This is a genomic window from Campylobacter sp. VBCF_04 NA7 (genome assembly GCF_027737405.1).
Taxonomy (GTDB): Bacteria; Campylobacterota; Campylobacteria; order Campylobacterales; family Campylobacteraceae; genus Campylobacter_B.
The window spans coordinates 181480-196005 of sequence record NZ_JAOVTT010000002.1; the positions used below are offsets into that span (position 1 = coordinate 181480).

General features: G+C 42.1%; 13 protein-coding genes. 10 read left to right on the forward strand and 3 right to left on the reverse strand.

Annotated features, from left to right (window positions below; all coding sequences use genetic code 11):
• Window positions 1-42: 42 nt before the first annotated feature.
• A complete protein-coding gene (locus OFO00_RS02700) occupies window positions 43-909 on the forward strand; it encodes a SurA N-terminal domain-containing protein (protein WP_270864781.1) in 867 nt (288 codons plus the stop codon).
• Between the two features lie 112 nt (window positions 910-1021).
• Here OFO00_RS02700 and OFO00_RS02705 read toward each other — a convergent pair whose 3' ends face one another.
• Genes OFO00_RS02705 through selA form a run of 3 tightly spaced genes read right to left on the reverse strand, consistent with a single transcriptional unit; the run spans window position 1022 to window position 5013 of the window.
• A complete protein-coding gene (locus tag OFO00_RS02705) occupies window positions 1022-1735 on the reverse strand; it encodes a histidine kinase (protein ID WP_270858462.1) in 714 nt (237 codons plus the stop codon).
• Between the two features lie 52 nt (window positions 1736-1787).
• Window positions 1788-3608 (reverse strand): selenocysteine-specific translation elongation factor, encoded by a 1821-nt coding sequence (selB, locus tag OFO00_RS02710; protein WP_270864782.1) that lies wholly within the window; start codon window positions 3606-3608, stop codon window positions 1788-1790.
• The gene (selA, locus tag OFO00_RS02715; RefSeq protein ID WP_270864783.1) at window positions 3601-5013 is read right to left on the reverse strand and encodes an L-seryl-tRNA(Sec) selenium transferase; all 1413 of its coding nucleotides are present in this window, start codon (window positions 5011-5013) and stop codon (window positions 3601-3603) included. Before selA ends, selB begins: the two co-directional genes overlap by 8 nt.
• Before the next feature lie 171 nt (window positions 5014-5184).
• Between selA and OFO00_RS02720 the strand changes: the two genes are divergently transcribed.
• The 9 genes from OFO00_RS02720 to OFO00_RS02760 all read left to right on the forward strand — a co-directional run bounded on the left by OFO00_RS02720 (window position 5185) and on the right by OFO00_RS02760 (window position 14526).
• Window positions 5185-6843 carry a 4Fe-4S binding protein gene (locus OFO00_RS02720; protein WP_270864784.1) on the forward strand — a complete coding sequence of 553 codons (1659 nt, stop codon included), beginning with the start codon at window positions 5185-5187 and terminating at the stop codon, window positions 6841-6843.
• 2 nt (window positions 6844-6845) lie between these two features.
• Window positions 6846-7535: a hypothetical protein gene (locus tag OFO00_RS02725; protein WP_270858458.1), complete on the forward strand. Its 690-nt coding sequence runs from the start codon at window positions 6846-6848 to the stop codon at window positions 7533-7535.
• Between the two features lie 183 nt (window positions 7536-7718).
• Entirely contained in the window at window positions 7719-7922 is a 204-nt protein-coding gene (locus tag OFO00_RS02730) for a twin-arginine translocation signal domain-containing protein (protein WP_270864785.1), read from the forward strand.
• Window positions 7923-7931: 9 nt separating this feature from the next.
• Entirely contained in the window at window positions 7932-10853 is a 2922-nt protein-coding gene (locus OFO00_RS02735; protein ID WP_270864786.1) for a formate dehydrogenase subunit alpha, read from the forward strand.
• Between the two features lie 10 nt (window positions 10854-10863).
• Entirely contained in the window at window positions 10864-11418 is a 555-nt protein-coding gene (gene fdh3B / locus OFO00_RS02740) for a formate dehydrogenase FDH3 subunit beta (RefSeq protein WP_270862929.1), read from the forward strand.
• Between the two features lie 94 nt (window positions 11419-11512).
• A complete protein-coding gene (locus OFO00_RS02745) occupies window positions 11513-12124 on the forward strand; it encodes a hypothetical protein (protein ID WP_270864787.1) in 612 nt (203 codons plus the stop codon).
• A 2-nt stretch (window positions 12125-12126) separates the two neighbouring features.
• Window positions 12127-12630 (forward strand): hypothetical protein, encoded by a 504-nt coding sequence (locus OFO00_RS02750; RefSeq protein ID WP_270858453.1) that lies wholly within the window; start codon window positions 12127-12129, stop codon window positions 12628-12630.
• Complete coding sequence (locus tag OFO00_RS02755; RefSeq protein ID WP_270864788.1) at window positions 12627-13259, forward strand: LysE/ArgO family amino acid transporter; 633 nt, start codon at window positions 12627-12629, stop codon at window positions 13257-13259. Before OFO00_RS02750 ends, OFO00_RS02755 begins: the two co-directional genes overlap by 4 nt.
• A gap of 52 nt (window positions 13260-13311) precedes the next feature.
• Window positions 13312-14526 (forward strand): saccharopine dehydrogenase family protein, encoded by a 1215-nt coding sequence (locus tag OFO00_RS02760; RefSeq protein ID WP_270864789.1) that lies wholly within the window; start codon window positions 13312-13314, stop codon window positions 14524-14526.

Consider the following 14526-nt stretch of genomic DNA (forward strand, 5'->3'; position numbering starts at 1 on the left):
ATCGTGGGATTATAAAGCAAAAAGACTAAATAAAGGTTGAAAATGATAAAAAAACTAGCCGTTGTTGCACTTTTAGGTTTTGGCGCGTTAAACGCAAATGTCGTAAATAGCGTCGTAGCTGTCGTAGAAAACGAGCCGATTACAAATTACGAATTAGCCAGAGTCCAAAAGGCCACAGGTGCCAGCCCGCAAGCTGCAATGGAAATTTTAATCAAGCAAAAATTGCAAGATTCTGAGATTAAGCGCAGAGGAATCACCGTAAGCCCAGCCGAAATAGATAACCGCATAAAAATGATTGCCGAGCAGAACAAGCTCAGCCTAGAACAGCTGCAAAAGGCGCTAAAACAGCAAAAAATGTCAGAAGAGGCGTTTAGAGAAAATGTGCGTCGCGGAATTTTAGAAGAAAAGCTCTATGGGCCACTTTTTGCCGATGTGCAACGCACCGTAACGCCACAAAATGTGCGCAGATTTTACGAGCAAAATCCCTCTTTATTCACGACCTTTGATAGCATTACGCTAACTCGCTATATCGCCAAAACTGAAAGCGCTCTTAATCCAATCAAACGCAATCCAAACGCACGACCAGGAAATGTATATGTAATGCGTGGCACGCTAAAAGCCAATCAAATGGACGCTGGGCTAAAATATATCGTAACTAGCGTGGATAAGGGTAAATTTTCGCCAGTTATCCCTACGGCAAACGGATATGAGATGTTTTATGTCAATGATAAAAAGGGCGTGCAAACGGCTGATTTCGAAAGTGTGCAAGAAAAGGCAATCGAGGCCTATGTGACAAACAAACGCAAAAAAATGGTCGAGGAATTTAACGATAGAATCCGCTCTAACGCAAATGTCCGCATAATAGATCGCAACCTAAACCTTGCAAATTCTACAAAAAAATCTAAATAACTTACCAAAAATTTTGGAAATTTTAAAATTTCCAAAATTTAAATTTTAATGAAGTTTACCCCACGCTAAATTCGTAAATTTAGCGCGGAATTTGAAGTATAAATTTTGAAATTTATTTTAATTTCGAAGTTTCGATGATAAATGGCACTGAATTTAGGCCAGATGAGAAGTATTTATCGGCGATAGCTTTTGCGCTTTTTAGCTCCTCTGGGCTTACGCTTGAAGCGTTTGCTTTGTTATCTTCGGCATAGTATTTGCGCAAAACAGCGATTTTTTCGGCGTCAGTTTTGGCTGATTTGACCTCTTTGTAAATCAGCGCTGATTTGGCATGACCGCTATCTCCATGCACTGATGTCATTACGATCTCGACATTGTTGCTTTTAAGCGTTCGCTCGATTTCGGCTAGCTCTCTACGACAAAACGGACACTCAGCGTCAGTTAGCATTAGCAAGGTTGGCTTTTTAGGGTCATTTCCAAGGGTAATGATATTGTCTTTGCTTTCGCTTTTATAGACGCTTGCTACACCTTTTGAAAGTCTAGATTGTTTGATTTGATCTTTGTAAAGAATCTGTTTTTTAGGGTCGATCACATCCATTAAAACCAAATCTCCACTAGTGAAAATCACCTCTTCTTGTGAAATTTCGCCATTTGAAATTTTCAAAATCACAGCTTGGATATCTTTTAGCCCTTCTACTGGCATACGCTCAGCCACGCTGATTTTTAAATTTGCTGGCAAACCGCCATACATAGATAAAATTTCGCTATCGCTAAGCGCGGCATTTAGGCTTAGCGCGCCCGCAAGCGAGAAAAGTAAAACTTTTTTCATTTTCTTCCTTTTTTAAAAAATCCAACGATTTTAGCCAAAATTTGTAAATAACTTATTTTTTTAAGTAGCGTTTATTATCGATTGTGATGATATCGCCTAGATTATCGAGGTATTCTAGGTAAGAAATCGCAAATTTCCTGCTTAAATTTAGCCTCTCTTTGACATTTGCCACATCGGCAAAACCAGCTTCTTTTATCAAATCATAAAGCTTTTTGATAATCTGGCTTAAATTGCCAGCCTCCACAAAGAGATTGTGCGCTAGGCGAACTACCTTTTTAGAATATGTCAGTTTTTTCAGAGCGTCATCGCCACTGACGCGGTCGATATCGAGCATTTCGTAGATATTATATGGCGCGAGCGGGGCGATTCCGCCTTTTTTGATGATGTCAAAAATTTTGCCCTCCAAGCTCTGTTTTAAATCCTGTAAATTCGCCCCTTTTTTGATATACACGCCACCAGTTTTTTCTATCGCGCCGGCTGTTTCTAGCTCGCTAAGCACGAGGGAGGCTAAGCTTTCGCTAGCCCAAGAGAGTTTTAGGGCGATTGAGGTTGGGGAAAATACAGCGTGCGGGTTTTTGTCTATGATAAATTTAATCAGCTCTTTGATATCGCCAATCGCGCTATTATCATACACGCACAGGGTCGCTTCGTCAAAATATGTATTTGGTATCGTCTTAGCGATCGCTTTTGCGCTATCATAATCCATATCAAATCTCTGATACGCCGAAAACAGCCCAAATCCGTGGCGGTGAAATCTGCTTAAAATTTCAAAGGCTTTTTTGAAATTTTTGTGCAAAAGTGCTGTTAAAAACTCTGCCTTGTTTGCCTTTTTTAGTGGCTCGATGACCGCATTTAGCACCCTTCCGCCACCACACACGCGAGAGTTTGCCAAGCAGACAAATGGCTCGTCAAATTTCAAAAACATAGTTTTTTCAAATTTGAAATTTATCAAAAATTCGCCGCTATCAAGCTCTTTGATAATGCGCGCTTTTGCCGGCGTTTGCTTTGAGCCCACACAAAAGCTCACATCCTCCCCATGCGCTATTTTGCCACGAAAGAGCGTATCGGCTTCGTTAAATCCCCTAAAAAAGCCCTTTTTAGTGAGGATATAGCCTCGCTCTAACTCGCTAGTTTTAGCATCAAGCGCGATTGCTACGCGGTTTGGCGCATACGCAACCTGCGTGTCGGTATCGTGTATTTGCAGGCTTTTGGCGGTTAAAATTTTGCCACAATCTGCGCAAAGAAGCTTTTCGCCACGCGAAATCGCCCCGCTAATAAGCGAGCCAGTTACCACCGTGCCAATGCCCTTTAAAGTGAAAATTCTATCTATATAATAGTGCAAAATTCCCCCATTTTTGCGCGGTTTTGGCTTTATGTTAAATAGATAAGATTTAAGCTCATCAATGCCTAAATTTGTCTTTGCGCTTAGGAAAAATGTGTTTAAAATTTGCAAATTTGAAAATTTACTTATAAATTCCTCGCACTCTTTTTTAACTTCGTTTTGGCGCGCAGAGTCCGTGAGATCGCACTTTGTGATACACAAAATCACGCTTTTTACATCTAAAAGCGATAAAATTTCGATATGCTCCCTGCTTTGGGGCATTAGCCCGTCATCACTAGCGACGATTAAAAGCGCGCAATCAAACGCATACGCCCCACTAATCATGGTTTTTACTAAATTTTCGTGTCCCGGAACATCGATAAATGCGATATTTGCGTTTTTTGATTTTAAATTTGAAAAGCTTAAATCAATCGTGATTCCGCGCTCAATCTCGCTTGCTAATCTGTCGCCATCGACGCCATTTAGCGCCTTTATGAGTGCGGTTTTGCCATGATCGATATGCCCTGCTGTGCCGATTATGACGCTATTCATACATTTCCTTTAAAATTTTTATTAGTTTTTGTAAATCGTGCTTTAAAATGGCGCGAAAATCAAGCAAAAATTTATCATTTTCAATGCGCCCGATAATCCCACGCGCCCTAAATTTCGCCGAAATTTCCTCTGGGCTAGCGTTTTGGCTAAGCACCAAAGCAACGCTATCGTAGTTTTTGCAAGGCAGACTCCCGCCACCCACAAAGGTTTTTGTGCGAATAAGGCTTGCTTGAAATTTGGTGTTTTTTAGCGCGTCCAAAACAGCCTTGGCGCGCTTTTCAAGCTCGCTAAGGGGCAGATGAATTTGATCAATCGTAGGAATTAGCGAAAATTCTTTGTTAATGTAAGCCTTAATCGTTTCGTTTAAAATCGCAAGTGTGATTTTATCAGCGCGAAGCATGCGCAAAAGCTGATTTTTGCGCAGTTTTTGGATTAATGATTTCTCGCCTAGTATAATTCCACACTGCACGCTTCCAAAAAGTTTATCCCCGCTAAAACTAATCAGCCTAGCCCCAGAGGCTAAAATTTCGCCAATTTTTGGCTCGTTTTTAGCTAAATTTGAGCCTAAATCATTTACGCTCCCGCTTCCAAGATCGTAATAATCAATGATTTCGTTAAATTTTTCCTCTTCGCAAATTTTAAATTCCAGCTCTTTTTTCTCGTAAAATTCAGCCTTTTTCTCGCTCGCAAATTTTGCTAAACGCGAAATTTCGCTTATTTCCACACTTTGCGTGAAACCTGAAATTTCAAAATTTGAACGATGAATTTTCATCAAAACTGCCGTATTTTCGTTTATGGCGTTTTGATAATCCGAAATTTTAGTCTTATTCGTGGTGCCAATCTCACGCAAAATCGCCCCAGAGTTCGCCATGACTTCGCTTACCCTAAAACTCCCGCCGATTTCGACTAGCTCGCCACGGCTTACCACGACTTCGCGCCCCCTAGCAAAGGTATTTAGCACCAAAAACACAGCCGCTGCGTTGTTATTTACCACAAGTGCGCTCTCGCAGCCAAAAAGCTCAGCCAAAAGCGCGCTAGTATAATCGTAGCGATTGGCGCGCGTCCCGCTATCTAGGTCGAATTCGAGGTTAGAATAGGCGCAAATCGCCCCCTGCGCGCGAGATAAAATTTCAGGCGAAATCACGCTACGACCGAGATTGGTGTGAAGCACGACGCCGGTTGCGTTGATGAGCGGACGAAGTGCGAGATTTGCGAATTTTTCGTAGCGAGATTTGATTTGCGCGATGATTTGCTCTTCGCTAGCGCACGAATTTTCGCCATTTACTAGGCTGGTTCTAAATTCGTTTATGACCTCTTTTGCGATTCGTAAAACCACAGGCTTCAAAAGTCCGTGAAATTCCGCGCTATTTGCGATTTTATCGACTTTGGGAAGTTTGATTTGCATTTAAAAAATCCTATAAATTTTGTTTTTACGGACCATTTTTATCACTATTTTTATTAAAATTTAACATGCCAAAAAAATTACAAATTTAACTTATGTTTAGTTTAAATTTACATTTAACGATTGTTTAGAAAATGAGTGTAAAAAATGCGAATTTTGTTTTTAGGATAGAAAATGAGCGAATACGGATTTAGCCCAGTGGGCGTAAAAGAGGCCATTTTAGGCGATAGCATAGAGGTTTGCGCTGATAGCGACAGACACTTTGTCGTGGCAAATTCGCCTAGCTTAAAGGCTGAAATTTACGCGCCAGAGATAAATTTTTATATAAATTCCACAAACGATGAAATGCTTCAAATCGCTAGAAATGTCGAAATTTTATACGAAGCAAAGGCGGTGATGTTTGATTATGGCGCGGATAATGCCTATCAAAAACCAGTGGGAAAAAATATAATTTTCGTAAGCGATAATGAGCGCAAAAGCAGTGTAAATGCGCTCAAAAACGCTGGATTTAAGGTGATTTGCCTAAGGCACGCTGAGGTAAAATTTGTCTATGGTGGGATTGGGGATTTGAGTGTAAGCGTGCTAAACTGCACCGATGAATACGAGGTAGAGGCCGATTTTTTCCTAGTAGAAAATGCAAAAAGCTATCAACTTCGCCAAAGTGGTTGCTATGAAATCGCAGGGTTAAATGATGATGAAATTCTAGCTCTCGTATCCGAAAAATCGCCGATTTACACTTACAAAAACAACATTTCATTTAACGCAAACCTCTGTCAATACGAGGGCAGGCGTGAGGAGCTGTGCGCCAAATGCGTGGAGGTTTGCCCTAGCGTGGCACTTTTGAAAGATGAGCAAAATCGCAAGCTCGAAATTTCGCATATTGATTGCATAGCCTGTGGTAGGTGTGTGAGTATCTGCCCCACAGGCGCGATTAGCTCGGCAAAACAGCCACCAATCGCGATTAGCCAAATGGCGAAACTCTACGCTGGCAAAATTCCACTTCTTGCCCATGAGGCGAGCTTTGGCGAGATTTCGGGCGTGAGTTTGCCCTGCGATGTGCTTCCATTTGGAATTTTTGCTAAATTTCAGCTTGATGAGATTTTTTTGCTTAGCATAATGCAAGAAACAGGCTCGCAAATCGTGCTTTTTGAGGGCGAGATTTGCGAAGCCACAAAAGATGCGATAAGTCTCATAAATAGCGCGACAATGGCGATTTATGGCGTGCAGGGAGTGTTTGTGGCTAGCAATGAAGCTCAGCTAAAAACTGCGCTAAATTTGGCTAAAAGCGGGCAAAAATGGAAATTTAGCCTAAATGAGACAAATTTAAGCAAAATTGAAATTTTCTCATCTCGCATGGCATTTATGGTGGGCGAGGGCGATTACGGCGTGATTGCAAACGGCTCGTCGCAAAGCCACGCTAAAATCAGCATAAACGAGCAAACCTGCACGCTGTGCCTATCGTGCGCGGGTGCGTGCAACACAGGCGCACTTTTTGCCGATAAAAGCGATAATTCGCTCAAATTTAACGCTTCGCTTTGCGTGGGGTGCGATTACTGCGTGCTAAGTTGCGCCGAAAAAGATACTATGGCGCTTGATTTATGTGGCGTAGAGCTTAAAAAAGAGTTTTTCGAGTATCAAATTTTAGCCCGCGACGAGCTGTTTGAGTGTATCGAGTGTGGCAAAAAATTTGCCACAAAAAAGGCGATTATGAAAATCGCAAATTTGATGAGCGCACACTTCGCAGACGACGCAGATAAGGCAAAAACGCTGTTTTGTTGCGCTGATTGCAAGGCGAAAATTATGATTTTAAAGCAAATGCAAGAGGAGATTTGAAAATGGATTTAAATTTGATTAAGGCTAGGTCGTATTATTATGAATTTTTCGCAATTCCGTTTTTTTTCTACGAAAACGGGGCTAAATTTAGCCTGTGGAAAGAGCAACTCGAATTTCTAAAATCATCGCCGATTAGCGAAGCGGACGCTAAGAATTTTGAAATTTTGCAAAATTTTAGTTTTGAGGAGTTTAGGCGCGAGCAAAACGATGTTTTGTTTGATTTTTCCTTTGTCAATGTCCCGACGACGGCTAGTTTTTACGATGAGGGCAGGGACGAGGGCAGGATGAAAATCCTCATTACAAACACCCTTAAAAAGAGCAAATTTCGCCGTAACAGCGAGCTTTGCAAGGATAGCGAGGATTTCGTGGGATTTATTTTTTATCTGCAATCTTCGCTTTTGCGCGATGAGGCGGAGGCGCAAAATGGAAATATTTTCCTTTCAACCGAGCTTTTTGCAAGCGTGATAAATGAGTTTTGCGACCATTTTATGGGGCTTTTAAAAGAGCATAAGAGTTCGAAATTTTTTAGGGCGTTGGCTGGGATTATGGAGAGTTTTTTTGCTTTGGAGCGTTCGCTTTTGGCTCTGCCAAAACCGCAAAAAGATAAAAATATCGCCAAAGAATCAATTAATGCTAAGCTTTATCGCGGAAATTTCAAAAACGCGAAGCACAATTTCGAATTTGACGAGTAAATTCGCTAAAATTTTGGCTAAATTCGCCGAATTTTAGCCTTTCTTAAAATAAAATTAATCTTAAATTATAATTTTATTTTTAACCGCTTTATTATTAACTTTTCGTTAATATCAGCTATTTTAAGATATGTAGCAGGCGTTACGACAAAGATTAAAATAAAATTTCCTTTTGAAGGAGAGATTATGCAAAGCAAACGCAGAGATTTCCTCAAAAAATCTCTAAAAGTCGGCGCCGTCGGTGCCGTAGGTATAGCTGCTAGCGTAGCTAGTGCAAACGGTGATAAAGACACTCCCCAACCAAACACAGTTCGCGGAAAATCACCAAAAAAAGAGGTGCTTTACTTTGAAAGTGAAGCGTGGCAAAAATACTACAAAGTAGCGTATTAGGAGTAGATTATGAGTGAAAATACGATCGGCAGAAGGTCGTTTTTAAAACTCGCTGCTTTGGGCGGTGCTAGCGTAAGTGCGTTTGGAGCTAACGACACACTTCGCGAGGCGACGGAGCAAGAGATTAAAAACCCTTTTCCAAATTCGGTTTATAAAAAGACGGTTTGCTCGATTTGTTCGGCAGGGTGCGGTATCATCGCACAGGTCGATGAGAGCACAAACACTTGGATTCGCCAAGACATGGCGGTAGATCACCCGATTTCGCAGGGAAGCCATTGCTGTAAGGGAATCGATCAAATCGATTTAACCAAGTCAAAAATGCGTTTAAAATACCCACTTAAAAAAGTTGGTGGCAAATGGGAACGCATAAGCTGGGAGCAAGCAGTTGATGAAATTTCAGCAAAAATGCTAGAAGTGCGAAAAGAAGATGGTCCAGATAGCGTAGAATTTCTAGGTTCAGCTAAATTTTGCAACGAACAGGCATTTTATTTTAGAAAATTTGCAGCATTTTGGGGTTCTAATAATATAGACCATGTTGCTAGAATTTGACATAGCGCAACAGTCGCCGGTGTGGCGAATACATGGGGTTATGGCGCTATGACAAATCACTTCGGTGATATGGCAGCAAACTCAAAAATGATACTTTTCATCGGTGCAAATTCAGCCGTGGCAAACCCAGTTGGTGGTATGAAACATGCTCTGCAAGCCAAAGATAGAAATGGTGCAAAAATCGTCGTTGTAGATCCCGCATTTACTAGAACTGCGGCCAAGGCTGATATGTATATCAGAATCCGCCCTGGCACAGATATTGCATTTGTCTATGGTATGCTTCATCTGATTTTCAAAAATGGCTGGGAAGATAAAGATGTCATCGCAAATCAATCTTACGCAATTGATGAAATTCGCGCAGAGGCTGAAAAATGGACACCAGAAGAGACAGTAAATGTTACAGGCTGTAAGGTCGAAGAGTTGCTTGAATTTACAAAAATGTTTGCTACGACCAAGCCAGCTACGCTGATTTGGGCTCTTGGTATCACTCAGCACTCTGTGGGTAGCTCAAATACTAGAATTCTTTCGATTTTGCAATTAGTTTTAGGAAATATGGGCAAACCGGGCGGTGGAACGAATATTATTCGCGGTCACGATAATGTTCAAGGTTCAACCGATATGGGTTGTTTGGCTGATACCTTATCTATGTATTATGGATTAGGTGATGCGGCGTGGAAACACTACTGCAAGGGCTGGGGCGTGGATTTTGATACATTTGTCAAACGCTTCGCTACGACCATTAAAGAGCCAAAACAAGGCGGAAAAGTTGCTGGAACAAATTTTGATGAGTATTTCCATGTCGATCCAAACGCCGAGAAAGAGATAACTTGGCGCAACGAAAAAGGCTATTCGCTCTCTAAATGGTGGCAAGGCGTGTTAAAAGAGGAAAAAACATATTCAAGCGGAAATTTACGCGTGCTTTGGGTTCAGGGCACAGGAATCACCTCTATGGCGCATTTGACTAAAATTCAACAAGCTGTTGATAAGCTAGATATGCTCGTCGTAGCTGAGCCTTTCTTAAACGAAGTTGCGATTTTAAGCGATAGAAAGGACGGCATTTATGTCCTTCCAACTTGCACGCAGTTTGAGACAGAGGGGCATTTGCAGGCTACAAACAGAACTGGTCAGTGGCGCACTCAGGTCATCAAACCAATCTATGAGAGCAAGGAAGACCACGAAGTAATGTTTATGTTCGCTAAAAAATTTGGCTTTTATGATGAATACACTCGCGGTATGAAAATGGAAGTCGTAAATGGCGAGATCAAGCAGGTAAAAGCCGATAACGAGCCTTTTGTCTGGCCAGATGACGCTACAAACGAGATCGCAAGGTGTGGTCATAGTATCGGCGCACAAGGTAGAACTGCCGAGAGATTAAGACGCCACCAAAGAAACTGGGAATTTTTCGATCCTGATACACTAATGGGAATTGGTGGCGAGGTAGAGGGCGAATACTTCGGACTTCCGTGGCCTTGCTGGGACATTAAGCACCCAGGCACGCCTATTTTGTATGATTTAAGCAAACCTTATGAAAAGGGCGGTATGGGATTTAGAAATCGCTTTGGTTTAGAGCACGACGGCGTTTCACAGCTAGCAGGCGAGGGCATAACTTTGCCGGGAGCGAAAATTTCTGGCGGACATGCGCATTTGCTAAAAGATAATATCGAAGAAATGCTAGGAATCACGCTTAGCGAGGAAGAAAAGGCGAAAATGGGGCCTAGTTGGAGTGATGATTATAGCGGAATCATCAACCAAAAAGCGCGTGAATTTGGAATTTGTCCTTGTGGAAACGCAAGGGCTAGGGCGAAAGTTTGGGAGTTTGCCGATCCTATCCCTAAACACAGAGAGCCGTTGCACTCTCCGCGCTGGGATTTGGTTGAAAAATATCCTACATTTGACGATCAGGCTAAAAATTTCCGTGTTGAGGTTAAATTTATCAGCGAGCAGAAAAAGCAGGATTGGAGCAAGGATTTCCCTACGATTATGAGTTCGATGAGACTTGTAAATTTAAGCGGTGCTGGTATGTTAGAGCGCACTAGCAAATACCTTGCAGCAATCACGCCAGAGATGTTTGCCCATGTCAATCCAAAACTAGCAGCAGATTATGGTATAGCTGACGGGGCGATGATGTGGATACACTCGCCACAAGGCACGAAAATCAAGGTCAAATGTATATATTCGCACTCTGTTACGCCAGATCGCATAGTGCTTCCGTATAACTTCGCTGGAATTATGCAGGGCGTGGATCTAAGCTCGCGCTATCCAGAGGGCGCAAAACCTTATGTCATCGGCGAGAGTTCGAACACTATCACGAATTACGGCTTTGATATAAATACGCAAATTTCGGAATTTAACGCCGGACTTTGCCGTTTGGAAAAAGCGTAAGGAGTAGATAATGGGAAGAATGAAATTTTATGTAGATGTCCAAAGATGTATCGCATGCTACGGCTGCCAAGTGGCCTGCTCTAATGCGCACGAAGTCCCTGTGGGCATTAATAGACGCAAGGTTTTAATCCTAAATGAGGGCGTTCCTGGCAAGGAAGTGGCTAGCTCGATCGCATGTCAGCACTGCACAGATGCGCCTTGTGCGCAGGTTTGTCCGGTGCAGTGCTTTTATATCAGGGCTGACGGAATTGTCTTGCATGACAAAGATAAATGTATCGGTTGTGGATATTGCTTGTATGCGTGTCCGTTTGGTGCGCCGCAGTTCCCACGAGACGGAGCTTTTGGCATAAAAGGCGCAATGGATAAATGCACAATGTGCGCAGGTGGTCCAGAAGAGACATTTTCTAGTGCCGAGCTTCACAAATACGGCCAAAACCGCATAGCCGAGGGCAAGGTGCCAATGTGCGCAGCGATTTGTTGCACAAATGCGCTTTTAGTCGGCGATAGCACGAAAGTTTCGGAAGTTTATCGCAAACGCGTGCTTACTCGGGGCACAAATTTATAAAATTTTGGGAGAGAAATCTCCCAAAATTTCTTAATTCTATAAATTCTTAATCCTAAATTTGCTACAATCTCTGAAATTTTTTCGGAGAAATTTGATGAAAATTAAAATTTTAAGCGTTTTTACGATTTGTATTTTTGCGTTTTTTACAGGTTGCGCAAAAGCGCCGGTAAATAGCGGGATTGTGCGCACGAGCGAGCCGATTTTTATCACCAAAATGCCAGAGAAAAAATTCATCAGCGTGAGTTTTACAAATACCAGCACGAGTGATTTAAATCTAACCTCGGCTGTGAGCGAGTATCTGGTAAAAGACGGATTTGTGGTAGTAAAAAACGAAAAAGACGCCACGATTAAGGTTGGAGGAAATATTAATTATTTTCGCTTGCTAAGCGTTGGTGGGGATTATTATGCAAGACCTAGGTTTAGTTTTGGCTTTGGTTTTGGTGGTGGCAGAGGTCATAGACACAGCCACTGGGGCGTAGGTATGGGATTTCCGATGTTTTATGATCCATGGTATGATGATATCCCAGAGAGGCTCTATGATGCGCAGGTTGGCTTGCTAATCAGTGTGAAAGAGGGCAAAGCTTGGCAGGATTATACTACGAATTTGACCTATCAAAATAGTAGCTCAAATTTGTCAAAATCGCGTGCAATCGACGCATTTAACTATAAAATTTACGAACATATAAAACAAATTTTAAGTAGGTAAAAATGATAATAAACGAAAATAAAAAACCAGTTAGAGCAACCTTAGTCGCTGCCCTTATTTTGGCAGTTTGTGGCGGATATTTGTATCATATCGGATATGGTGGGATTGCGCTTTTTATGTCGGCGACTTGTGCTGTGAGTGCGCTGTTTTGTCTGAAAAAAATGTTTAGCAAAAAACATATCGAAATCACCGATGACGCCCTAAAAATCGTCATAAACGAGCGTGAGTGTGAGTTTAAATTCGCCGATATTAAAAATATCAATGTCAAAACTTTCACCGCTGGCAAAAAGCAGGTTAAACTTTTAAATTTCGAATTCAAGCGCGCTCTGGATTTGGACGATACTTATAATTTCTTGCATTTTTATACTGATAAAGAGGCTACGATGCCAGATATCTACGAAACCTCAATCTATGAAATAAATAAAATTTTGCGCGCTAAAATGGGCTTTGAAAACGAACCCGAAGAGCCTAGCGCAAATTCTAAAAAACACGGCAAACGCAAATGATAGACCCAGCCATCACCAGCGCATTTTTGCGCGGGGCTGGACTCATGCTATCGATGATTGTGGCGATTGGCGCACAAAATATCTTTGTCATCTCGCAAGGCTTAGCCAAAAGCTATATTTTCGTCGTTTGCGCGCTTTGCACCCTGCTTGATATCGTTTTTACGGGCTTTGGCGTCTTTGTCGTGGGCGAGAGTTTCGCTAAAAACGAGCTTTTGACACTGATTTTGGGTGTGAGTGGAATTTTGTTTTTGCTAAGCTACGCCATAGCCTCATTTCGTAGCGCATACAAGGGCTCGCACTTTGCCAAAATCAAAAACGCTAAAAACGCCTCACTGCTTCCGGTGGTTTTAAAAACCTTAGCCGTAACCGTGCTAAATCCGCATGTTTATTTAGATACTATCGTCGTTATCGGCTCGACATCAGCTCCCGTGCCAAGCGAGCTAAAAATTTGGTTTTTTTGCGGGGCGGTTTTGGTATCCTTCGCGTGGTTTTTTAGCCTAGGATACGCCGCTAGGGCGCTTGCCGGGCTGTTTGCGAACGAAAAAGCATGGCGGATCATAGATAGCGTGGTGGGCGTGATAATGGTCTATATGGCGTATTTGATAGCGGAATTTTTGTTTAAAATTTAGCTTTTAAGTGCGTTTTTGATAAAATTTGCAAATTTTGTTTAAAGGAAGAAAAATGAGCCATATTTTGATTATCGGAGCAGGTGGAGTAAGCCGTGTGGCAACCGTGAAATGTGCGATGAATTCGCAGGTTTTTACTAAAATCACACTAGCAAGTAGAACCAAAAGCAAATGCGATGAAATCGCTAAATTTATAAAAGATCGCCTTGGCGTAGAAATCGCAACGGCTAAAATCGATGCTGATGATACGGAAGCCGTGGCAAAATTCGCCAAAGAAATCGGAGCAGATTTGCTTTTAAATGTGGCTTTGCCGTATCAGGATCTCACACTAATGGACGCTTGTTTGAAAGCTGGTATCCCATACATCGATACCGCAAACTACGAGCACCCGGACACCGCGCATTTTGAATACAAACTTCAATGGGCGAAAAATGATGATTTTAAAAATGCAGGAATTCCCGCACTTCTAGGAAGCGGATTTGATCCGGGCGTTACAAATGTATTTTGCGCCTACGCCGAGCATTATTTATTCGATGAAATAAACGAGATTGATATACTTGACTGCAACGCAGGCGACCACGGATACGCGTTTGCGACAAATTTTAACCCAGAAATTAATTTGCGTGAAGTCTCAGCTAACGGTCGCTACTGGGAAAATGGCTCGTGGATCACCACAAAACCGCTTGAAATAATGATGAAATGGGACTACCCGCGTGTCGGCGTGAAAGATAGCTATTTGCTTTATCACGAAGAAATGGAAAGTTTGGTTAAAAATATCAAAGGCTTGAAGCGAATTCGCTTTTTTATGACCTTTGGACAAAGCTATCTAACGCACATGCGTTGCCTAGAAAATGTCGGCATGCTTCGCATTGACGAAGTCGAGCATAACGGCATGAAAATCGTGCCAATTCAGTTTTTAAAGACTTTACTTCCTGACCCAGCAAGTTTAGGACCACGCACCAAAGGCAAAACAAATATCGGCTGCGTGATAAAAGGTTTTAAAGACGGCAAACCACGCAAAGTTTATATTTACAATGTCTGCGACCACGAAGAGTGCTACGCTGAAACCGGCGCACAGGCTGTTAGCTACACCACAGGTGTGCCTGCGATGATAGGCTCGATGATGATAGCAACTGGCAAGTGGAGTGGAAAAGGCGTATTTAATATGGAAGAATTTGATGCTAAGCCATTTATGGACGAGCTAAATCGCCAAGGCTTACCATGGGAAATCATCGAAATGGATCCAAACGAAACTAGGGTGGCAGAGTAA

What these genes read in the sequence shown, in the direction of transcription:
- OFO00_RS02700 (WP_270864781.1), top strand. Translation starts at nt 43, where the DNA reads ATGATAAAAAAACTAGCCGTTGTTGCACTTTTAGGTTTTGGCGCGTTA.
- OFO00_RS02705 (WP_270858462.1), bottom strand. Translation starts at nt 1,735, where the DNA reads ATGAAAAAAGTTTTACTTTTCTCGCTTGCGGGCGCGCTAAGCCTAAAT.
- selB (WP_270864782.1), bottom strand. Translation starts at nt 3,608, where the DNA reads ATGAATAGCGTCATAATCGGCACAGCAGGGCATATCGATCATGGCAAA.
- selA (WP_270864783.1), bottom strand. Translation starts at nt 5,013, where the DNA reads ATGCAAATCAAACTTCCCAAAGTCGATAAAATCGCAAATAGCGCGGAA.
- OFO00_RS02720 (WP_270864784.1), top strand. Translation starts at nt 5,185, where the DNA reads ATGAGCGAATACGGATTTAGCCCAGTGGGCGTAAAAGAGGCCATTTTA.
- OFO00_RS02725 (WP_270858458.1), top strand. Translation starts at nt 6,846, where the DNA reads ATGGATTTAAATTTGATTAAGGCTAGGTCGTATTATTATGAATTTTTC.
- OFO00_RS02730 (WP_270864785.1), top strand. Translation starts at nt 7,719, where the DNA reads ATGCAAAGCAAACGCAGAGATTTCCTCAAAAAATCTCTAAAAGTCGGC.
- fdh3B (WP_270862929.1), top strand. Translation starts at nt 10,864, where the DNA reads ATGGGAAGAATGAAATTTTATGTAGATGTCCAAAGATGTATCGCATGC.
- OFO00_RS02745 (WP_270864787.1), top strand. Translation starts at nt 11,513, where the DNA reads ATGAAAATTAAAATTTTAAGCGTTTTTACGATTTGTATTTTTGCGTTT.
- OFO00_RS02750 (WP_270858453.1), top strand. Translation starts at nt 12,127, where the DNA reads ATGATAATAAACGAAAATAAAAAACCAGTTAGAGCAACCTTAGTCGCT.
- OFO00_RS02755 (WP_270864788.1), top strand. Translation starts at nt 12,627, where the DNA reads ATGATAGACCCAGCCATCACCAGCGCATTTTTGCGCGGGGCTGGACTC.
- OFO00_RS02760 (WP_270864789.1), top strand. Translation starts at nt 13,312, where the DNA reads ATGAGCCATATTTTGATTATCGGAGCAGGTGGAGTAAGCCGTGTGGCA.